Origin of the sequence: Minwuia sp. (assembly GCF_048263705.1) — a bacterium.
Taxonomy (GTDB): Bacteria; Pseudomonadota; Alphaproteobacteria; order Minwuiales; family Minwuiaceae; genus Minwuia.
The window spans coordinates 55,551-75,908 of the sequence record NZ_JBLXDV010000012.1; the positions used below are offsets into that span (position 1 = coordinate 55,551).

Annotated in this window: 16 protein-coding genes; 7 read left to right on the forward strand and 9 right to left on the reverse strand. The window is 62.0% G+C overall.

The genetic code is table 11. The annotated features are described in order from the left end of the window. Positions 1-53: 53 nt before the first annotated feature. The 3 genes from ACN0X7_RS16110 to ACN0X7_RS16120 are packed head-to-tail and all read right to left on the reverse strand — an operon-like array spanning position 54 to position 4,043. Complete coding sequence (locus tag ACN0X7_RS16110; RefSeq protein ID WP_417519117.1) at positions 54-362, reverse strand: type II toxin-antitoxin system RelE/ParE family toxin; 309 nt, start codon at positions 360-362, stop codon at positions 54-56. Next, entirely contained in the window at positions 359-640 is a 282-nt protein-coding gene (locus tag ACN0X7_RS16115) for a ribbon-helix-helix domain-containing protein (protein ID WP_417519118.1), read from the reverse strand. The genes ACN0X7_RS16110 and ACN0X7_RS16115 overlap by 4 nt, the downstream gene beginning before the upstream one ends. 31 nt (positions 641-671) lie before the next feature. Next, positions 672-4,043 carry a carboxyl transferase domain-containing protein gene (locus ACN0X7_RS16120; RefSeq protein ID WP_417519119.1) on the reverse strand — a complete coding sequence of 1,124 codons (3,372 nt, stop codon included), beginning with the start codon at positions 4,041-4,043 and terminating at the stop codon, positions 672-674. A 177-nt stretch (positions 4,044-4,220) separates the two neighbouring features. Between ACN0X7_RS16120 and ACN0X7_RS16125 the strand changes: the two genes are divergently transcribed. Together ACN0X7_RS16125 and ACN0X7_RS16130 are read left to right on the forward strand one after the other, a co-directional pair. Continuing rightward, positions 4,221-6,575, forward strand: a complete 2,355-nt coding sequence (locus ACN0X7_RS16125) for a response regulator (RefSeq protein ID WP_417519120.1) — start codon at positions 4,221-4,223, stop codon at positions 6,573-6,575. 184 nt (positions 6,576-6,759) lie between these two features. Further along, the gene (locus tag ACN0X7_RS16130) at positions 6,760-7,926 is read left to right on the forward strand and encodes an MFS transporter (RefSeq protein WP_417519231.1); all 1,167 of its coding nucleotides are present in this window, start codon (positions 6,760-6,762) and stop codon (positions 7,924-7,926) included. Positions 7,927-7,956: 30 nt separating this feature from the next. Here the strand turns inward: ACN0X7_RS16130 and ACN0X7_RS16135 are convergent, their stop codons facing one another. Both ACN0X7_RS16135 and ACN0X7_RS16140 read right to left on the reverse strand, forming a co-directional pair. Beyond that, positions 7,957-8,838 carry a hypothetical protein gene (locus ACN0X7_RS16135; RefSeq protein WP_417519121.1) on the reverse strand — a complete coding sequence of 294 codons (882 nt, stop codon included), beginning with the start codon at positions 8,836-8,838 and terminating at the stop codon, positions 7,957-7,959. A 70-nt stretch (positions 8,839-8,908) separates the two neighbouring features. After that, entirely contained in the window at positions 8,909-9,817 is a 909-nt protein-coding gene (locus ACN0X7_RS16140) for an alpha/beta fold hydrolase (protein ID WP_417519122.1), read from the reverse strand. Between the two features lie 109 nt (positions 9,818-9,926). Here ACN0X7_RS16140 and ACN0X7_RS16145 point away from each other — a divergent pair, with 109 nt between their 5' ends. Then, on the forward strand, positions 9,927-11,462 hold the full coding sequence (locus ACN0X7_RS16145) for an acetyl-CoA acetyltransferase (protein ID WP_417519124.1): 1,536 nt from the start codon (positions 9,927-9,929) through the stop codon (positions 11,460-11,462). A 242-nt stretch (positions 11,463-11,704) separates the two neighbouring features. Here the strand turns inward: ACN0X7_RS16145 and trhA are convergent, their stop codons facing one another. Then, complete coding sequence (gene trhA / locus ACN0X7_RS16150) at positions 11,705-12,343, reverse strand: PAQR family membrane homeostasis protein TrhA (protein WP_417519125.1); 639 nt, start codon at positions 12,341-12,343, stop codon at positions 11,705-11,707. 117 nt (positions 12,344-12,460) lie between these two features. Here trhA and ACN0X7_RS16155 point away from each other — a divergent pair, with 117 nt between their 5' ends. The 4 genes from ACN0X7_RS16155 to ACN0X7_RS16170 all read left to right on the forward strand — a co-directional run bounded on the left by ACN0X7_RS16155 (position 12,461) and on the right by ACN0X7_RS16170 (position 16,910). Continuing rightward, a complete protein-coding gene (locus tag ACN0X7_RS16155) occupies positions 12,461-13,480 on the forward strand; it encodes an LLM class F420-dependent oxidoreductase (protein WP_417519233.1) in 1,020 nt (339 codons plus the stop codon). A gap of 41 nt (positions 13,481-13,521) precedes the next feature. Then, positions 13,522-14,475 carry a hypothetical protein gene (locus ACN0X7_RS16160; protein ID WP_417519127.1) on the forward strand — a complete coding sequence of 318 codons (954 nt, stop codon included), beginning with the start codon at positions 13,522-13,524 and terminating at the stop codon, positions 14,473-14,475. A 118-nt stretch (positions 14,476-14,593) separates the two neighbouring features. After that, positions 14,594-15,076 (forward strand): VOC family protein, encoded by a 483-nt coding sequence (locus ACN0X7_RS16165; RefSeq protein ID WP_417519128.1) that lies wholly within the window; start codon positions 14,594-14,596, stop codon positions 15,074-15,076. 139 nt (positions 15,077-15,215) lie between these two features. Next, a complete protein-coding gene (locus ACN0X7_RS16170) occupies positions 15,216-16,910 on the forward strand; it encodes a hypothetical protein (RefSeq protein ID WP_417519129.1) in 1,695 nt (564 codons plus the stop codon). A 16-nt stretch (positions 16,911-16,926) separates the two neighbouring features. Here ACN0X7_RS16170 and ACN0X7_RS16175 read toward each other — a convergent pair whose 3' ends face one another. From ACN0X7_RS16175 to ACN0X7_RS16185, 3 genes are all read right to left on the reverse strand, one after another. Beyond that, on the reverse strand, positions 16,927-17,556 hold the full coding sequence (locus tag ACN0X7_RS16175; RefSeq protein ID WP_417519130.1) for a hypothetical protein: 630 nt from the start codon (positions 17,554-17,556) through the stop codon (positions 16,927-16,929). Positions 17,557-17,755: 199 nt separating this feature from the next. Further along, on the reverse strand, positions 17,756-19,000 hold the full coding sequence (locus ACN0X7_RS16180) for a phenylacetate--CoA ligase family protein (RefSeq protein WP_417519131.1): 1,245 nt from the start codon (positions 18,998-19,000) through the stop codon (positions 17,756-17,758). A 65-nt stretch (positions 19,001-19,065) separates the two neighbouring features. Continuing rightward, positions 19,066-20,289, reverse strand: a complete 1,224-nt coding sequence (locus tag ACN0X7_RS16185) for a mandelate racemase/muconate lactonizing enzyme family protein (protein WP_417519133.1) — start codon at positions 20,287-20,289, stop codon at positions 19,066-19,068. Positions 20,290-20,358 lie beyond the last annotated feature (69 nt).

The following is a 20,358-nucleotide window of genomic DNA, read 5'->3' on the forward strand; positions in this document are numbered from 1 at the left end:
CAATGACGGGCCAACCACAATTGGCCGCATCGGGCACCGGGGGTCAAGGCCGCTCAGGTATCGTCCCGCGACTGGAAGGAGGTTTCGATGTCGCGACCGCCGTACAGGATCCCCTCAACCACAATCATCTCGTCGATTACCACAAATGCGATCACCACGCGTCGTTCGAAACCGATTGTGCGAAGGCCGGGCAGGATATGGTCCTTCCGATCGCCGCGTTGCGGGAATGGTATCAGTGTTTCGCAATGTCGGTGAATGCGATCGACATAGCCATCAGCAGTACGTTCATCGGCATTCTCGGTGATCCAGTTCCAGATCTCCGCCAGATGTCGCGTCGCGCGGCGCGTGTAGACCAGTTTCACGCGCGCTTGCGCTTCAGGTTCGCTGCCTCCTCGCGTACCGCGTGCAGCAACCGGTCCCCGTCCACAGCCGAACGCGGATCGCTGGTATATTCGCTGTGTCCGGCAAGAACCTCACGCCGCAGCCAGTCGTCGACCCCCGCCTCATGGTCCAGCAGATGCTGGATACCCTGTTGCAGTGCCGCGCTCTCATTCTCGAAAGAGCCATCGGCGACAAGCCGCCGCACCTCGGAAGCCAATTCTTCGGGCAATTCGACCGTGATCTTTTCGTGCTTCGTCATGCGCCCAGTCTATCACATCACCGGCAGGCGCTCACCACGTATCGATCCACGCGTGCTTCTTGCCTTCGCGCGGAACCGGCGGAGGAGCCGCTTTCAGGGCGGCGACGATGCGGTGGCGGGTATCGGCGGGATCGATCACATCGTCGATCTCGAAATAGGTCGCCGTCGACAGCGCCTTACCGCGTTCGTAGGAGTCCGCGACCATCTGATCGAACTTGGCCGCGCGCTCTTCCGGATCCTCGATGGCGGCCAGTTCCTTGCGGTAAGCCAGCTTCACCGCGCCTTCCAGTCCCATGCCGCCGAATTCACCCGACGGCCAGGCGATGGTGAACAGTGGTGCATGGAAACTCGCGCCGGCCATCCCCTGTGCCCCCAGCCCATAGGACTTGCGCAGCACGAAGCTGAAGAACGGAACGGTCAGATTGGCCCCGGCGACGAACAGGCGGCTGCAATGGCGGACCAGCGCGGTCTTCTCGATCTCCGGGCCGACCATCATGCCGGGCGTGTCGACCAGGAACATGACGGGGATGTCGAAGGCATCGCAGAGTTTCATGAACCGTGCGGCCTTGTCCGAACCGGGGCTGTCGATGGCACCTGACAGATGGCTCGGGTTGTTCGCCACGACACCGATGGGACGGCCCTCGACACGGATCAGCGACGTCACCATGCCCAGCCCGAAGCCCTTGCGCAGTTCCAGTACCGAATCCGTGTCCGCGATCAGTTCGATCACCTCGCGCATGTCGTAGAGCCGCTTGCGGTTCTCGGGGATGACCCGGCGCAGCTTGCGCTGGTCGTCGCAGGTCCAGCCATCGACCGGCCCCTGGAAATAGGACAGGTATTTCTTGGCTGTGGCGACGGCCTCCGCCTCGTCCTTCACGGCGATATCCACCACGCCGGAGGGCACCTGATCGGACATGGGGCCGACTTCCTTGGGGCTGAACACGCCCAGTCCGCCGCCCTCGATCATGGCCGGACCGCCCATGCCGATGTTGGAATTCTCGGTCGCGATGATCACATCGCAGCAACCGAGCAGCGCGGCATTGCCCGCGAAGCAGTAGCCGGAATTGATGCCGACGATGGGGGCGAGGCCGCTCATCTTGCCGAACATCTCGAAGGTGTGCAGGTCCAGGCCGCCGACCTGTCCGACATCGACATCGCCGGGGCGTCCGCCGCCACCTTCCGAGAAGACGATCAGCGGCAGCTTGTAGCGGATGGTCTGCTGCAGCAGGCGGTCCTTCTTCTTGTGGTTGACCATGCCCTGCGTGCCCGCCAGCACGGTGTAGTCGTAACAGAGGACGGCGACGCGGCTCCTGTCCTCGGTGAACCGGTCGCCGTTCACGTGGCCCAGTCCGGCCAGCATGCCGTCTGCGGGCGTGTTTTCAATCAGGTCTTCCATGCTGCGCCGGGTACGCTGGGCGGCAACGGCCAGAGAGCCATATTCGACCCAGCTTCCCTCATCCAGCAGGTCGGCCAGGTTCTCGCGCGCCGTACGCTGGCCGGTCTTGCGGCGCTTCTCGACGGCCCTGGGACGGGCCTCGTCCTGCGTGATGGCCTGTCGCTGCAGGGTTTCCGCCAGATCGGGACGCAGTTCATCCAGATCGACGTTTTCCTCTGCCACGGTGGCTGCGGCGGCCACCTCGGCGGGTTCGACATAGGCCAGCGCGTCGCCTTCATAGACGGTGTCGGCCTCTCCGACGACCATCTGGCGCACGATGCCGCTGAACGGCGCTTCGATGATGTGTTCCATCTTCATGGAATCCATCACCAGCAACGGCTGTCCCGCCCGGACCTCGGCACCTTCATCGACACTGACCGAAATGATGGTGCCCTGCATCGGCGCGGGGACGGTGCGCGCCCCGTCCGGCGCTTCGTCGTCGCCAGCGCTGCCATCGCCGCCGCCGGTCTGCTTGCCGAAGTCGAGCACGGCCAGCGGATCTGAACTCTGCAGCCGTGCACCGGCCCCCTTGCGCGCCGCCTGGACGGACGGCAGGTCGCGATAGAGTTTCGGGTGATCGCCGGGTTCGACGAGCGTCGTCAGGCGCGATTCAAGGAACCCGGTATCCACCCTGTTGGCGATGAAGTCCGGATCCCGCAGGAGGTTCTGCAGAAAGCCGGCATTGGTCGAGACACCCTCGATCCGGAACGCACAGAGGGCCCGATAGGCCCGGCTCACGGCATCGGCGTAACTGGTCGACGGGCTGTGCACGATCAACTTGGCCAGCAGCGAATCGAAGGCCGGGCTGGTCCGGAACCCGGCATAGCCGAACGTATCGATACGAATGCCGCGGCCGGTCGGCGGATCGAACGCCGTCAGCGTGCCTCCGGATGGCATGACGTCGCCGCTTGCCGTCATCTTCTCCATGTTCACACGCAACTGGATCGCAAAGCCGTTTGGCCGCCGTGAATCGTCGTCCACGCCCAGATCGCCGAGCGACCGGCCCTCGGCCACGCCCAGTTGCAGGGCGACCAGATCCGTGTCGAAGACCTCTTCCGTCACGGTGTGCTCGACCTGAATGCGGGCGTTCGCCTCGATGAACGCATAGCCGGAGGCGGGTGCATCTTCGGACGCATCGACCAGGAATTCGAACGTGCCGAGGCCGCGGTAGTTGACGGCGCGGGCCAGCCGCAGGGCCGCCTGCGTCATGGCATCGCGTACCGCCGGATCCAGGTCCGGCGCGGGGGCGACCTCGACGATCTTCTGATTGCGCCGCTGGATGGAGCATTCCCTGTCGCCGAAATGGGTGACCGCGCCCGTGCCATCGCCCAGAACCTGGACCTCGATGTGGCGGGCGGGCCGCATCAGACCTTCGACATAGACGTCGCCGCTGCCGAAGGCCTGCCTGGCTTCGGACTGGCAGCGTTCGTAGGCCGCATCGATATCTTCGCCGGCCCGCACGATGCGCATGCCGCGTCCGCCGCCGCCGGCGACGGCCTTGATCATCACCGCGCCGTCAGGTCCGAGATCTTTCAGGAACGCCTTCGCTTCCTTGAGCGAGGCGGAGCCGGTCGTACCGGACACGGTCGGGACATTGTTGGATCCGGCCAGCGCCCGCGCCTTGGCCTTGTCGCCGAACGTGTCCAGCACATCCGGCGTCGGGCCGACAAAGGTTATTCCGGCATCCGTCACAGCCTGCGCGAAGGCGGCGTTCTCGGCCAGAAAACCGTATCCGGGGTGGACCGCTGTGGCACCGGTGTCTCTGGCGATCGCGACGATGCTTTCGATGTCCAGATAGGCCGCCACCCCCTTCTGCGCCAGAGATACCGCTTCGTCGGCGCGCAGGACGTGCAGATTTTCGGCATCGTCGGTCGAATGGATGGCGACGGTCGTCCAGCCCTGTTCGGCGGCGGTCTGGATGATGCGCACGGCGATCTCACCACGATTGGCGATCAGAAGTTTTTTCATGTTTCAGCGTCTCCCCGGCGGCGACTCTCGCCAATCGCGCGGCGCGGTGCAATCCCTGACAGGCGCAGGACAGCTAAACGCAGGATTAACCTTTCTGGGTCAACTTGCCAGAGCATGGGTCGGCGCGTCGCCTGCGCGTCAGCGATCTGGTAGGTACGGTAAGGTGGATTCGGTCGGATGCGGATACTGGAACGGTTTCTTGAAAGTACGGCGCAGATATTCGCCGGGCTGCTGGTTCTCGCGATCCTGTCCGTCGGTGCGAGCTATCTGATCGTCAAGAGCACGGCCGACCGGCTTGCGGCAGAGCAGGCGGAACGGATCTCGCTGGACTGGGCGAACTACATCTCCGATCGTCTGCCCAATCTCGGGGAGATCGCCCAGGGCGGATACCTCAGCGAGAGTGAACGCGATCTGCTCGACATGATCCGGTCCTTCAACGGTGTGTTCCGTTTCAAGCTCTTTTCGCCTGACGGGCGCCTGCGTCTGGTTTCCGAAAACCTCGCGCCCGGCGGGGGATCGCTGCGCGCCGAACGGCGTGCGTTCAGCCAGACGGCTGCCGATGTGGTGGCAAGCCGAACCCCGCTGACGAAATTCGAGGACGGGAAGACGCAGCCGGATCGTCCCGACTTCTACGCCGAGAGCTATGTTCCTGTCGTGCGCAACGGCGACGTCGTGGCCGTTGTCGAGGTCTACGTGGATCAGACCAAGGCGGTCGCGATCAACAGGGCGAAATTCACCAATTTCGGCATTCTGATCGGTCTGGTGATCTTTGTCCTGCTGCTGTTTCCGGCGGTCGGAATTGCCCTGCTGCTGCGCTCGCTGCGCCGGAAGAACGCCGATCTGGCGCTGGAGAGCCAACGGGCACAGCGGGCGGATCATGCGAAATCCGAATTTCTGGCCAACATGAGTCACGAGATACGAACCCCGCTGAACGGCATGATGGGCATGTCCGAACTGTTGCAGCAGACGGACCTGGATGCGCGCCAGAAACGCTATGCCGACACGGTGACCAGTTCGGGCAACGCGCTGCTGACAATCATCAACGACATTCTGGACTTCTCCAAGATCGACGCCGGCCAGCTGCAGTTGTGTCACGAACCGTTCCGTATGGCCGATGCGGTCAACGATGTCGCGCTGCTGATGTCTGCCCGTGCCGAAGAGAAGAACATCGAGATCGTCGTCCGGGTCGACCCCGACATGCCGCGCAGCATGGTCGGCGATGCGGGCCGGATCCGGCAGATTCTGACCAACCTCGTCGGGAACGCCGTCAAGTTCACCGACGCCGGTCATGTTCTGATCGACGCTTCGGCGACCGTGCATCAGGCCGGTGACGGCGCGGCGAAGGCCGCCCTCGTTCTGAAGGTCGTCGATACCGGTATCGGCATACCGGAAGACCAGACGGACCATGTCTTCGACAAGTTCGTCCAGGTCGACGGCAGTTCCACCCGGAACCATGACGGGACCGGTCTGGGGCTGGCCATCGTCAGCATGCTGGTGACGAAGATGGGTGGCACGGTGGCCCTTCAGTCCGTCGAGGGTGAAGGCAGCACCTTCACGGTGACGCTCGACCTGCCGGTCGATGATGTGACCAGCGAACGCCGGATCGTGCCGGTCGATGTGAAGGGCAAGCGCGTACTGGTTGTCGATGACAATGCGGTCAACCGCGAAATCCTGATGGAACAGCTCGGCGCATGGGGGCTGATCGGGCAGGCGGAACCGTCGGCGCTGAGAGCGCTCGGCGAACTGGCGCGCATGGCGGCGGACGGTGAGACCTGCGATCTGATCATTCTGGACTACAACATGCCCGGCATGGACGGGGCAGGCATGGTGCGGTCCCTGAAGGCCGCCGAAAGCCTGTCGGAAATTCCGGTGCTGATGCTGACGTCCGTCGAGTATCCCGAGGGCGGCGGGCAGTTTCTGGACCTGGGAGTCCAGGGACATCTGGTCAAACCCGCCAACGCATCGACCTTGTACGATCAGCTCGTCTCGATCATGAGCAGCACGGCACCCGCGACGGTCAAGGCGGCGGCGGATATGCCACCCCCTGACGACGCAACCGGATCGGAACCCGCCGCCGACCGGGCCACGGGCGGGACCGGCACCGGGCGCGATCGCGAAGACGGCATGCCACTGGTACTGGTCGCCGAGGACAATCCTGTGAACCAGGAACTGGTGCTCGGCATTCTGGAGATCGCGGGGTGCCGCGCGGTGATGGCGTCGAACGGGGAAGAGGCCGTCGCCAGTCTGATACAGGAGAGACCGGACCTGGTGCTGATGGATGTTTCCATGCCCGTCATGGGCGGGCACGCGGCGACCAGAGCCATCCGCACGCTGGAGCAGGAGAACGACTGGCGCCGGACACCGATCATCGGCCTGACGGCGCATGCACAGCATGGCGACCGGGAGGACTGTCTGGCCGCCGGCATGGACGACTATCTGTCCAAGCCGCTGGACATCAACCTGCTGGTCGCAAAAATTCACGGCCTGATGGCCGACGAGTCGACGCCAGCCCCGCTTTTGACGGGTACCTGACCGGCCAGCACCGTCGGTGGCGTCCGCTCGTGTGAAGGTGTCCTGCATTCTTTACGGGTTTCGGCATGCATCGGTTTGGGTAGTCTTTCCCGGACTGCAGACATGAGAGCCCGCCCTGACCGTCCCGTCCGAAGTTCCCGAAACTGTCAATGCCGCCAGTCTGCAGGCACTCGCTGCAGCGTTCCTGACGCAAAGCGCGGCGGCGTTCGGATTTATCGGCTTTACGCTTCTCGCGCCGGGTCTGGCCGCGGAAACCGGGCTGGACGAGCGCGATTTCGGACTGGCGTTCTCTTTCATCTTTCTCGGCACCAGCCTGGCCAGCCCGTTCTGCGGGGCCATGATGCGCCGTTTCGGCAGTGTGCCGGCCATGCTGATCTGTCTGGTGGGCATGGGACTGTCGGCGATGCTGGCGCTGGCCGGAACCTGGTCGATGGTCATGTTCGCGGCCTTCATGTACGGCGTCTTCTACGGACCCTATGGCCCCGCCAACGTGACAATGGTGTCGGCCAAGACGCCGCGTCACCGGGTCGGGCTGTTCATGTCCATTCGCCAGTCAGGGGTTTCGCTGGCCGGGACAACCGCGGGCTATCTGCTGCCCGCCACCATGCTGGCGGTGGGCTGGCAGGCGGGCGTCTACACGATGGCCATCGTTGTTGCGATCGCGGCACTGGGAACCCTGCTGTTCGCACCGGTGTTCAGAATCAGACCGGACGATGCCCCGGCGAAATCCTCGACGCCGTTCGGGCTGCGGCGGGCCCTGCAGCGCTTCATGCTGCCAAAGGACATGCAGCTTCTGGGCTGGACGGCGATTGCCTTTGCGACCTCGCACACGTCGCTGTTCACCTTCACCTACATCTACCTGCTTGAGGGCGTCGGCATGTCGCCGATCGAGGCCGGCGTGTTCTTCGCCATCATCCAGGTGGCCGCCATCGCCGGACGCCCCCTTGCGGGCATGTTCTCCGACTGGATCCGCTCGCCCGAGATCACGCTGGCCATTCTGGCGGTCGGGGCCTCCGTCGCGATCTTCGGGGCGCTGTCCCTTACGCCGGATACGCCGAAGCTGCTGATGTATGCCATCGCGCTGCTGGCGGGGCTGTCGGGCAATTCCTGGTCGCCGATCTTCATGACCGCCGTCTCGCTCAGGGCGCCCGTCGGGCAGGTCGGCGAGATGAACGGCCGCGCCTACGCCTTCGCCTCGCTCGGCTGGATGCTCGCCCCGCCGCTGATCTGGGGCCTGATCGAACTGTCCGGCACCTACGCCGTGCCGTTCGGCGTCGTCATCGCCGGCAACCTGATCGGCGGCGCAGCCCTGCTGACCCAGATCCGGCGGCGGCGACCCAGCGGACGCTGACGGCGGTGACCGACGGGCATTCGGTCGAGCTTATGCGTAATGCATGTCCGCCACGGCAACCCGTGTTCCCTCAGGCGCTTCTCTGAGAAATTTCAACACACTATTCTCCAGAATCTCTTCCGGGGTCTCTTCCTCTGGGACACCGTAGATATAGTTTGCCGGCGGTCCATGCCACACGCCGTTCAGATCGACGAGTGAAGATGGCCAGCATGATTCGCTCCACTCGATCCGGGCAAGCACGTCCGGGATTGTCTTGATCATTTGCTGATCCGGCACGTCTTTCAGACGCTCTGGATACGAGAAGCTCCCTTCGCCCATGCAAATCGCGCAAGTCCTTGGATTGCCGGGATCGTTCCTGGCCTCCTTGGTAAGGCGCAAGGGGCGTGGCAGCAGATAGGTCTTGCCGGGAATCTCGCCCTTGCCTTTGCATCTGCTGCAAAGTTCCGTGACGATCTCCCGCTCCCAGGGTGGAGGATCGGCGAAGTCGCTTGCGAACTGACCACCCAGGCCTCCCCAGTCGTACCGAGGGTTTGGGTTGATCGGCGATTCCGCGCAGACATACTCGCCCTCGACCCAGTACCGCTCACCGTGAAACACCGCGCGTTCGTTGCGCAGATCCGCCAGCCGTTCAAGCGAGGTTTCCGGGCCCAGTTCTGCACTCAGGGCTTCGTCTTCGAGGCGAAACTCCAGGCGCACCTGTCTTTGCGTCATCTTCCAACGCAGCATTTCGTCTTCAGGAACTTCCGGAGGTGCCGAATTGGTCAAGAGCAATTCTTCATAGTCATGCCCGTGGAGATGCGGCCCTTCAGAATAATCCGATATCACTGAATAAATATCGAATCCTTCTTCAGTGATTTTGTGCGAGTACGGCTGGCCAGGTGGTACGAGGATGAAAGTAATCGTGTGACCCACAAGAATCTCCTTTCAAGCGCAATGCTGTTCTGAAACAGGCTCGTTCAGATTTCGGAACAAAGCAAGAATATTATGCCTGTCGCCACCCGGCCAATACGCCCCTGATCGCGGCGACGAAGGCGAGGGGCTGGTCCAGCATGATGTGGTGGTAGGCTTCGGGCACGCCGACGACGTGGCCGCCGACCAGTTCCGAGGCATAGGCCAGCGTGTCGGGTTCGTTGAAGAAGCTCTTCTCGCCGAAGATGTAGGCCTTGCGGCAGGTTGCGGCTGCCAGATAGTCGTGGAACGGTTCGCCGAAACGGCGGTTGTTCATGGCCCCGCCATCCCATTTCCAGCACCAGCCTTCCGGCTCCTGTTTCAGGGAATGCCGCGCGATGTGTTCGACCAGAAAATCATTGGCGCAGGGCTGTTCCGGCATCAGGCGGAACCGCTGCCAGGCTTCGTCGAAGGTCGCGTAGTACCGCTTGTTGCCCATGCGCGGGCGGCGTTTCTGGTCGGTGTCGCGCAAGTGGGGCGGCCGGAAGGGTGAATCCGCCACGATGATCCCGGCGACCTCGTCGCCATGCAACTGACCGAAGCGGCTGGTCATGAAACCGCCGAAGCTGTGGCCGCAGATGAAGGTCGGCAGGCCCCCGGCGAACGCATCGGCGATGACGCCGCGCAGATCGGCGACGCGGACGTCGGCGTCATAATGCTCGCGCGTACCGCTGTCGCCCATGCCGGACAGGCTGATCGCCGCGACGTTGTAGCCGCGCGCCAGGATCGGCCCGATGAAGCTCCACCAATGGGCGTGTCCGCCGCCGCCGTGTACCAGCAGCAGGTTGCCCTGCGCCGTGCCTTCCGACGGCCAGTACAGGTAATGCACTGCACAGTCCTGAACGTCGGCAAAGCGCTCTTCGCCCGCCTGCCGCATCGCGGCGTGGTACCAGTCGGGCGCGTCGGCCTGCACCTTCAGCAGGCCGGGATCGATAATGGTCATCGGCAGATTCTCCCCTGACGCCAGTTTCGCGAAGCGGTGCCATGCTGCCAAGACCGTTGATTGCAGGGCCGCTTCACGCGACCATGCAGCCAGTTCAGGGGAGGACATGATGGACGAGACACGCATTCCGGTACTGGTGGGCTCCGGCCAGGTGACGCAGCGCGAACCCGATCCGCGCGCGGCCATGTCGCCCATGGATCTGACGGCGGCTGCCGCGCGGGAGGCCGCGAAGGACGCAGGCGATGCGGCGAAGGTGCTGGAGGCGCTGGACACCATCGTCCAGATCCGGGCCTTTTCCGACACAAGCTGGCGCTTCGTCTGTCCGTTCGGTCAGTACAGGAACCCGCCGAAGTCTCTGGCCAACCGGTTGGGCGCGACGAACGCCAAGCGGCTGGTCTACACCCATCCCGGCGGAAACATGCCGCAATGGTCGATCAACCGCATGTTCGAGATGATCACGCGCGGCGAACTGGAAGCCGCCATGGTGGTCGGTGGCGAGGCGCTGGCCACCCAGAAGGCGGCACAGCGTGCGGGGATCGATCTGGACTGGTCCGAGGATCCGGGCGGTGAGGCGGAAGCCTGGGGCGTCGACAAACGCGGCTGGAACGACATGGAAGACCGGCATCGCATGGCGGGTGCGATCTTCGCCTATCCGATGATCGAGAACGCCATACGGGGCCACAAGGGCGAGAGCATTGACGAGCACATGATGACCATGGGCCGCCTGTTCGAAGGCTTTGCGAAGGTGGCGGCGGACAATCCGCTGGCCGACCGGCGCGAAGGCTACAGCGCCGAACAGATCGCTACGGTCTCGGAAAAGAACCCCTTCATCGGCTTCCCCTACACCAAGCTGATGAATTCCAACGCCTTCATCGACCAGTCGGCGGCGGTCATCCTTATGTCAGTGGCGAAGGCGAAAGCCCTGGGCATCCCGCGCGAGAAGTGGGTGTTCCTGCACGGCTGCGGCGATGCCTACGATCACTGGTACCTGTCCGAGCGGATCAACTTCCACTCGTCACCTGCGATGCGGCATGTCAGCCACGAGGCCACCAAGATGGCCGGCAAGTCCATCGACCAGATGGATTTCCTCGATCTGTACAGTTGTTTCCCGTCTGCGGTTCAGATCGCCTGCGAAGAGATGGGCATTCCGGAGGACGACCCGCGCGGTCTCACGGTCACCGGCGGTCTGCCGTACTTCGGAGGGCCGGGGAACAACTATGTCACGCACTCGATTGCCGAGATGATGGACAGGGTGCGCGGCAGGCCCGGCAGCTATGGCATGGTCACGGCCAACGGCAACTACGTCACGAAGCAGTCGGCGGGAATCTACTCGACCGATATGCCGGAACAGCCCTTCGCGCCGGTCGATCCGAAGACCTATCAGGCGAAGATCGACGCGGACAAGGGACCGCAGGTGGTCGAGATCGCGGAGGGCGATGCCGAGGTCGAGACCTACGCCGTGCTGCACGACCGCAAGGGACCGAGCTATTCGATCGTGTTCGGGCGGCTGGGCGACGGCAGCCGTTTCATTGCCAACACGCCTTCCGATCCGGATCTGCTGCTGGAGATGGAGAAGGTCGATCACCTGGGCGCGAAAGGCCGCGTGACCCACGCCGACGGCCTGAACACGTTCGTGCCGGGGTAACAATTCTGGAACCGTCATCCCCGATGGCGCAGCCACTCGGGGATCGGGCTGAACCAGCCATTTCCTGAACCCGATCCCCGTGTTCTGCAGTGCAGAAACGGGGATGACGAAATGATTGTCGCACATTTTTGCCCTCGGACTTGATCCGAGGGCCTCACGCATATGCGTCTGATCAGCGCCTCAGGATGATCCGTGGGAGGTCTTCGGATCAAGTCCGAAGACGGAAAATCTGGCGATGGAGCCTAAGCTACGTCCACGACGACGGCAGCGAAGTGGCAGGACGCCGCCGCGACGACGAACCCGTGCCAGACCGCGTTCTGGAACTTCAGGCGCTCCCAGAAGTGGAAGATGACGCCGAGGCTGTAGAGCAGTCCGCCGACGGCCAGCAGGATGATGGCTGCCGTCGAGACGTGTTCGATCAGGGGCTGAATCGCCGCCAGGATCGACCAGCCCATCGCCAGATAGGCGAGGATCGAGAGCTTCTCCATCCGGCCTGGCCAGAACAGCTTCAGCGCGACACCGGCGATGGCGACCGACCACACGAAGGCGAAGAGGCCAATTCCCCAGACACCGCCGATGGCCACCAGTGTGAAGGGCGTGTAGGTGCCCGCGATCATGACGAAGATCGCCGCATGATCCAGCCGTCGAAACCGGGCCTTCCAGCGCCCCTCCGGGCTCAGGTTGTACAGCGCCGAGCACCCGATCATCGCGAACAGGCCGCCCAGGTATGTCGCAACGGCCAATGGCTTCAGCCAGCCGCCGTTCGGCAGCACCAGGATGGCGAGGGAGATCGCGGCTCCGATGGCGAACGCCAGTCCGATGATGTGGATCGCGGCATCGGCGACGCGTTCGGCGCGGGAATAGGGTCGTGCAGGTGACATCCCCAAAGTCTGCGCATCCGCCGTCGCATCTTCAAGATGTGTGTCGACCGCAGGGTCTTTTTCTCGCCCCCGTTCCCGTGCACCATGACCGCAGACGCAGGGGAGAACGTGATGACACTGAAACTCAATCTGATGGCCGGTTACTGGTCCGCCCACCCGCCGCAGAATTTCGTCGAGATGGCGCAGCTTGCCGAGCGGCTGGGCTATTACGGGTTCTTCACCGCCGAAGCCTGGGGGTCGGATGCGCTGACGCCGCTGGCCTGGGTCGGGGCGCAGACGAGCAAGATCAAGCTGGGCACCGCCATCGCGCAGATCAGCGCCCGGACACCGACGTCGCTGGCCATGCACGCCATGACGCTGGATCACCTGTCGAACGGGCGGATGATCCTGGGTCTGGGCGTCAGCGGGCCGCAGGTGGTCGAGGGCTGGTACGGGCAAGGCTTCTCCAAGCCACTGTCGCGGACCCGCGCCTGTATCGACATCATCCGCCAGGTGCTGGCGCGCGACGAGCCGGTGCAGCACCAGTCGGCGCACTACACGCTGCCGTACCCGGAAGATGCGCCGGGATCGTGGGGCATGGGCAAGCCGCTGAAATCCATCGTGCATCCGCTGCGGTCGGACCTGCCGATCTTCCTCGGTGCCGAAGGGCCGAAGAACGTGAAGATGGCGACCGAAATCTGCGACGGCTGGTATCCGCTCTACTATTCGCCCACCGGCCCGAAGGTCTATGCCGAGCAGGAAGCGAACCTGAAACCGGGGTTCGAGATATTCTGCCCCGTCCGTCTGCAGATCACCGACGACGTCGAGGGCGGGCTGGCCAAGGTGAAGGAAAATCTGGCGCTCTATGTCGGCGGCATGGGCAGCCGCGACAAGAATTTCCACAACCAGTTGGTGGCGCGCATGGGCTACGAGGATGCCGCGAAGAAAATCCAGGACCTGTTCCTGGACGGCAAGAAGCGTGAGGCCGTCGCCGCCGTTCCCGACAGTCTGGCCGACGAGATCAGCCTGATCGGCCCGCCCGAACGCATCCGCGACAAGCTGGCCGCCTGGGACGAAAGCCCCGTTACCGGCCTGATGGTCTGGGCCAGCGATGAACGCGAACTGGCGCAGATCGGCGAACTGGTGCTGGCGGCCTGATGCGGCCCGGATGCGTGTGGGCGATCGCGGTCGCGTGTTTCATGGGACAGATGACGCTTGCGCCTGAGAGCGCGGCGCACGAGACATCGCTGACCGCCGGGGGCAAGGGGCACGCAACGACCATGGTCGATGAACCATCGGTGCTTTGTGCCGATGCGCCCGCCTTCGACCTGGATGTCTTTCTGGCCGACAATGATCTGACGGATGAATACGCGCGCGTCACCGCAGAGACTGGAGCGTTCTACCACCTCTGGGAACTGGCCGAGCGTGCCAGCATCGGGGATTTCGCCGCCCGCGATCAGGACGGGCTGGTCCTCAATCTGGTCTGTCTCGGGGGCTTCGCGCCCGCTGAAACCGAGTATGCCGTCCGTGCGCGGCACGCGGATTTCATCGTTGCCTCACGGCGACCGTTCTCGATTTGCGATTTCGTCACAAGCGGGTACGGGATGACGTACTGCGCCAGCCGGGAGCAGGAGATGCTGCGCGTGCAGATGTCCGAGCGGATGTGGCTTGCGAGGGTGCGCCCTGCAGAGTCAGAACCCGAGGACCGCGACAGGCTGGCCGGGATTTTCCTCGATTTTGCCCGGGATTTCGTCAGCGGGCTGGAATGCCATGACGGCAGTGGCAGGGCGATGTGGGAACTGCAGTCCGTCTCGTTCCACGCGGATCGCTTTGTGGTCTGGACCCGCAGCTCGGTGATGTACCCCGAGCCGGTCCCCGGCGAACAGGCGGAACGGGTGCTTGCGCGCCAGGCGGCTCTGGAACAGCGCCTCGCAGCCGAGATACAGGGGTTCGAGGAGAAGGAGGGCGACGATCTGTGGTCCGCCCGCCGCCGGGACCTGCCGGGTGTCCTGGCGTCCTGGGACCGGTTCGAAGCGCGCATCGGCCCGGAGCTTGCGCGCATCGCTGGCAACCCGGATCAGGCATACTGGCGACATCGACTCGCGGTCCTCAAGAACCGGATGCTGGTCGCGGCGATACATACGCCTTGCTGAGCCTCCCGCCGCCGCCGGCGCGGGCGCATCTGTTCGAACGGTCGTGACTTTTGCGCATCGAGCGGTTGAGAATGGAGCTGCCGATGCCTTTTCAACGGCCCGGCAAGGGAGTGTGCATATGGACTACGAGAATGTCGGCGCGGCGGATTTCGGGCGGTCGCTGAAAGGGATCGGGCTGAACATCCTGACCCGTGATGTCGAGGGGCTGGCCGCCTTTCTTTCCGATGTCTTCGGGATGCAGGCGTACAGGGTTTCCGGCGATTTCGCGATCATGACCTATGGTGCTCAGGTCTTCCAGATCCACGGTGATCACACCTATCACAGCCATCCCCTGCCTTCGCTGTTGCCGGAAACGGGCCCGCGCGGCGGGGGTGTTGAATTCAGGCTCTACGATACCGATCCGGATGCGGCATGGGCGCGGGCCGAAGCACACAGTCACGAATCGGTAGGCCTGCAGGCACCCATGAACAAGCCGCACGGGACGCGGGAATGCGTCATACTGTGCGAGAACGGGTACGCCTGGTTGCCCAGCCGTCCCCTGAGCGTTGAGGAGTCAGCCGCCGTCGGGAAGGACCGAGGTCGTCTCTCCGATTCAGCCTAAGTGCCCTGAAAATTTGAATAAAAAAGTGGCGAAGTGGAGAAAACTAACGGGCAATATCCGCTGTGGTCTTTCTAAAACGTTGACAAACTATCGAGCTTGTTGAACCGTGAGATGCGGATCGGGATTTGGGGATAAAGTGATGAAACGATTTACCTTGACGATAGTAGCGATATTAGGTTTTCAGCTTTTTAGTGATTATGCGATCGCGCAAGAGGTCGATGTAAAGGCCCTTTACAATAGATTGGGCAGTGGATTGCAGCTTGGAGACTCTATTGATCCGTTGTTTCCATCCAGGCCTCCACGCGTTCGCTCATGTATCAATGCAATTCCGGAGACGCCTCCTACTACTGGCAGCGAGTTCGCACGAATGGGGTTCGCTACTTCATTATTCGAATTGAGCAGCTCGCAGAACATAGACATAGTGGCATCAGCTAAAAGTAGACTGGGGGTTTCGAAGTTTTCACTAGGCACGAATTACAACTCAGTTAGGAGCAGTTTTGAGGGCGGTAGGACGGTGTATGTCTACGTTGATGCGGGATATCGGTATGCTCCGCAAGGTGTTAAATCACTTGAACTAAATAGTTTGGGAAATGCCGCCATAGATACTTCCAATAGCGATAATTTTAATGAGAGGTGCGGATCACATTTTGTCACCGAAGTCACTAAGGCCCACTCCATGACAATTCTCTATAGATTTTCCTCGAATGACCGAAAATCTAGTTTGTCGGTGAAGGCAGCGCTGGACGGTATGTTCGAAAGCGAATCGTATGAGGGGAGTATTTCGGTCGATTTAGAGAACGAGATCCGGAAAATTGACTCTAGTGTCACTGTCACAACCGATATTTATTTGAACGGTGTGCCACTTTCAACTTCGCCCGACAGTCTGGTCTCACAATTGATGAAGGTTTCACCGGGTGATTTGGCGGGAGTCAAAAAGGCAATAGCTGAAGGGCGTTCCTCACTCGGAAACTATTCTAATGCTCAACTTCAGTCGTTCAGACTGGCAGAGATGTCAATTGAATTTCCCGAGCACGATATTCAAAAAGCTGGTTCTTATGTTGGGTTGTATTCAAAAATTGATGTGGCTCGCCGCTGGGCTTTTACCATAAATGAGCTTTGGGCGCGCATGGAGCACCTGCAATCTCTTTATGATTTAAATCGACTCGAATTCAAGAATGAAGACATGCGCCTCAGATTTTTGGCCGAAAAGAAAAGACTGTCCGTTGCTTTCGATAAATTATCAAGCGATATCGACTCGTGTTTTCAAAAAGCTGCCGATCTATCAAGTGGATCGGCACTCATCTTGGACGTTGATGGAACTGAAATTTCTGGCGATGAGAAAAATGCGGCTAACACAACCTGTGCTATCAAACGACCTGATCTGAAGGCAAAGCACGCGCAGTACTGGAAGGGAGGGGCAGGTGATTTTTCATCGTGGAAGTACGATGTTTGGGGTGTTTATCTTGATAGTGAGAATTTGGCGGTGAATATTTCTATTTGGCCGGAATTGAAATCGCTAAATTTGCTTACTACAAGCTCTCTTGTACTCAAAAAAAATCACGTGTGGATTAAGGAAATATCGGCATCCGAACTTCAGCAATCCAAATTTGGTGGATATGTAAGTTTACGCGGCCATTTTGACATCCATAATGGGGAGGTTCTGCAAAAATGCACAGTTAGCGCATGTATTGACAATTACGAAATATGGCAATCAAATAGAACTTTCTTTGCAAGTTTGGTTTTTGCCAATCTCCCAGCCGACACTTACACAATTGACGTTTATGATATTGATGGAAATGTCACCTCTATTGATATTGGTCGGCCAAGTATGTGACTTTTAAGCTACGAACCTAGTTTCTCGCATCAGATAGCCTGAACCGGCGCTGTCCCATGTGGCCGAACCGGAACGACAGGCCGGCATCGACATGGATGCGGTATCCGGCGGCGCGCGCCTTCTCGCAGAAACCGTAGTCCTCGCCGATCCAGATATCGCCCTTTTCCGGGTGGGTCTCGCGAAAGCTGATCGGGAACCATGGCTTGTCGATGGCCTTGAAGACCGCCCGGCGGATCAGGATGCCGCCGAAACCGAGATAATCGACCTCCACCAGACCGTCGTCGGGCGTCAGCGAGACTCGTTCTCCCCAGCGTTTCAGCGCGGAGGGAAGCAGGCTGTTCTCACGGCGCATCGCGGCGGCGATGCCGACGATGTCCAGATTGTGGGACAGCAGCCGCATGGCGGTGTCCGGCGGGAAACTCATGTCGCTGTCGAGGAACAGCAGATGCGTCGCGTCGGCGGCCAGTGCCTGGTTCACCAGCGTCTGGCGGCCCTGCGACAGGATCGTCGTGCGTATGTTGTAGAGCGAACTCTGCACCCGCTGCGCCGCCAGCCGGGCCAGCATCACGCCCAGCGACGTCGCGAAGTCCATGTGCACCATGTCGCCGGACGGGACGCAGATGGCGAGCTTGACCGACGCGCTCACGGGCGAACCTGCGTCGGCATCGTGAATTCAGATATCGCCGGAATGATACGGGAATGGCGGATACGCAGCGGTTCATCCCCGCCTTGCGCGGGGATCCGGAACGGCTTCGCCGCAAGTTCAAAGGTTCGCCGGATGCCCGCGTAAAGCGGGCATGATCCACCTGAGAAAGCGAGGATCTCAATCAATTCCCCTGCACCGCCTAGTCAAACGTGCGTGCATCCTCGACCACGATGCCGTCGTTCGGCAGGCTGCCCGGCTCGACGATCTCGACCTCGCCGCGCAACTTGGTCACCGTCTGCACCGACTTGGCAAGTGCGTCCTTCAGTGCGCCATCGCCCGACTTCGCTTCGGCCTTCAACACCATCTGATCGCGATTGTCGGGATTGGTGATGACGATCCGCGCCTTGTCGATGCCGTCGTGCCGCGCCAGGATCTCGCCGACCAGCTTGGCGTGCACGAACATGCCGCGCACCTTGGCCGACTGGTCCGCACGGCCCATCCAGCCCTTGATGCGTGTGTTGGTGCGCCCGCAGGGGCTTTCGCCGGGCAGCACGGCGGTCATGTCGCCGGTGCCGTAGCGGATCAGCGGGTAGATCGAATTGAAGGTGGTGACGACGATCTCGCCGACCTCGCCTTCCTCGACCGGGTCGCCGGTGCCGGGCCGGCAGATTTCCAGGATGAGGTTTTCATCGACGATCATGCCCTCGACGGGGATCGATTCATAGGCGATCAGCCCGACGTCTGCCGTGCCATAGCCCTGTGTGGTCTGGATGCCGCGATCCTCGAACCACTGGCGTAGCGATGGCGGCAGGGGTTCCGCGCCGACGGAGGCCTTCCGGAACGACGATGAGTCCCGACCCAGTTCGTCGGCCTTCTCCAGCAGGATGCGCAGGAACGACGGCGTGCCCGCGTAGGCCGTGGGCTTCAGCTTTTCGATGGCATCGACCTGCATTTCCGTATTGCCGACACCGCCCGGGAACACCGCGCAGCCGATGGCCCGGCAGCCGGTCTCGATCAGCATGCCCGCCGGGGTGAGATGGTACGACAGCGTGTTGTGGACGATATCGCCCGAGCGGAATCCGGCGGCCCAGAGCGCGCGTGCGTAACGCCAGTGATCCGTGCCCGGTCCGTCGGGTTCGAAGATCGGGCCCGGCGACATGAAGATGTGCGCCATGTCCGTCACCTTGACGGCGTTGAGTCCGCCGAAGGGCGGGTTCTTCTGTTGGGCTTCGGCGACCTCGGGCTTGCGGATCACCGGCAGCTCGCGCAGGGCTTCCCGGCTGTTGATCTCCTGCGGGTCGATGTCCTTGTACAGGTCGCTAAAGAAATCGGCGTGCTGCTTCGCGTGGGCGACCTGATTGGGCAGCGCTGCCATCAGGTCCTTCTCGCGCTCATCCGCGGAGCGGAGCTCCAGCCCGTCGAAATGTTCACCGTGCGCGCTCATCTTTCCCTCCCCGGAAACCGCAATTCACTGATCACGAACCTAGCGTTTCTTTATCATGATTGCGACTATTGCTGTCCAAATGTCACGCCGCCGGGCGTCATCTCCAGATGCAGTTCATCGCCCACATAGGGATGCGCCCGGGCGACTGCTTCATCCAGTTCGATCCCCAGACCGGGCGCGGTTGGTGGAATGACATGGCCGTCCTCCCAGCGGATGCCGCCCTTCACCAGATCGCTGAAGAAGCCGTCGAACCGCTCGATGCTCTCCAGCACCAGGAAGTTGGGTGAGCAGGTCGCCAGCTGGATGTTGGCCGCGGCGACCACCGGGCCGCAATACAGGTGCGGCGCGATCTGGACCTGATGTGCCTCGGCCATCCCGGCGATCTTCTTCGCTTCCAGGATGCCGCCGACCCGCCCCAGATTGGGTTGCAGGATCGACGCTGCGCCGGTCTCGATGACGCGCGCGAACTCGAACTTCGTCGCCAGCCGCTCGCCCGTGGCGATCGGCACGGACGTATAGCGCGCCACCTCCGCCATCAGCTCCGGATGATCGGGCGGGATGGGTTCCTCGAACCAGAGCGGATCGTAGGCCTCGATCCGCCGTGCCAGGCGCTTGGCCCCCGAGACAGTGAACTGTCCGTGCGTGCCGAACAGCAGGTCCGCCCTGTTTCCGACGGCCTCGCGGATGTGCTTGCAGAACGCTTCCGAGCGATCCAGCACCGCAATGTCCGGCTGATGGCCGTCATAGTCCGTATAGGGTCCCGCCGGGTCGAACTTCAGCGCCGTGAAGCCCATGGCCAGATATGCCGCCGCGCGCTCGGCGGCCATGTAGGGATCGTCGTAGACGGTCTTCTGCGTCAGCGCCGGGTCCGGGTAGACGTCGCCTTCAGACGGATAGATGTAGGTGTAACTGCGGAGCCGCTCCCACGCCTTGCCGCCCAGCAGGTTGTAGACGGGCTGGTCGGCGGCCTTGCCGATGATGTCCCAGCAGGCCATCTCCAATCCGCTCAGGACGCCGGCCATGGTCACGTCGGGACGGTGCGAAAAACCAGCGCCATAGGCCCTGCGCCACATGCGCTCGATGTCATGCGGATCCTGTCCCTCGAACGTGCGCTGGAACAGATCGGCGGCCATCTGCTCCACAACCTTCGGCCCAAAAGTGGCGGTGTAGATTTCGCCAACGCCTTCGATCCCGCAGGCGGTGGTCAGCTTGACGAAGATGAAATACCGACCGCCCTTGCGCGGTGGCGGGTTGCCGACGACGAAGGTCTTGAGGGACTGGAGTTTCATGGGTGACGCCTGACCTTAGACAGTGAGCGACTTTTCTTCTCCTTCCCCCTGAGGGGGGAAGGTTGTTCG

Bases quoted from the DNA above. Each gene is read 5' to 3' on its own strand.
- ACN0X7_RS16115 (WP_417519118.1), bottom strand. From the start codon at position 640: ATGACGAAGCACGAAAAGATCACGGTCGAATTGCCCGAAGAATTGGCT.
- ACN0X7_RS16140 (WP_417519122.1), bottom strand. From the start codon at position 9,817: ATGACCATTATCGATCCCGGCCTGCTGAAGGTGCAGGCCGACGCGCCC.
- ACN0X7_RS16165 (WP_417519128.1), top strand. From the start codon at position 14,594: ATGGACTACGAGAATGTCGGCGCGGCGGATTTCGGGCGGTCGCTGAAA.
- ACN0X7_RS16170 (WP_417519129.1), top strand. From the start codon at position 15,216: ATGAAACGATTTACCTTGACGATAGTAGCGATATTAGGTTTTCAGCTT.
- ACN0X7_RS16120 (WP_417519119.1), bottom strand. From the start codon at position 4,043: ATGAAAAAACTTCTGATCGCCAATCGTGGTGAGATCGCCGTGCGCATC.
- ACN0X7_RS16180 (WP_417519131.1), bottom strand. From the start codon at position 19,000: ATGAGCGCGCACGGTGAACATTTCGACGGGCTGGAGCTCCGCTCCGCG.
- ACN0X7_RS16145 (WP_417519124.1), top strand. From the start codon at position 9,927: ATGGACGAGACACGCATTCCGGTACTGGTGGGCTCCGGCCAGGTGACG.
- trhA (WP_417519125.1), bottom strand. From the start codon at position 12,343: ATGTCACCTGCACGACCCTATTCCCGCGCCGAACGCGTCGCCGATGCC.
- ACN0X7_RS16185 (WP_417519133.1), bottom strand. From the start codon at position 20,289: ATGAAACTCCAGTCCCTCAAGACCTTCGTCGTCGGCAACCCGCCACCG.
- ACN0X7_RS16160 (WP_417519127.1), top strand. From the start codon at position 13,522: ATGGGACAGATGACGCTTGCGCCTGAGAGCGCGGCGCACGAGACATCG.
- ACN0X7_RS16125 (WP_417519120.1), top strand. From the start codon at position 4,221: ATGCGGATACTGGAACGGTTTCTTGAAAGTACGGCGCAGATATTCGCC.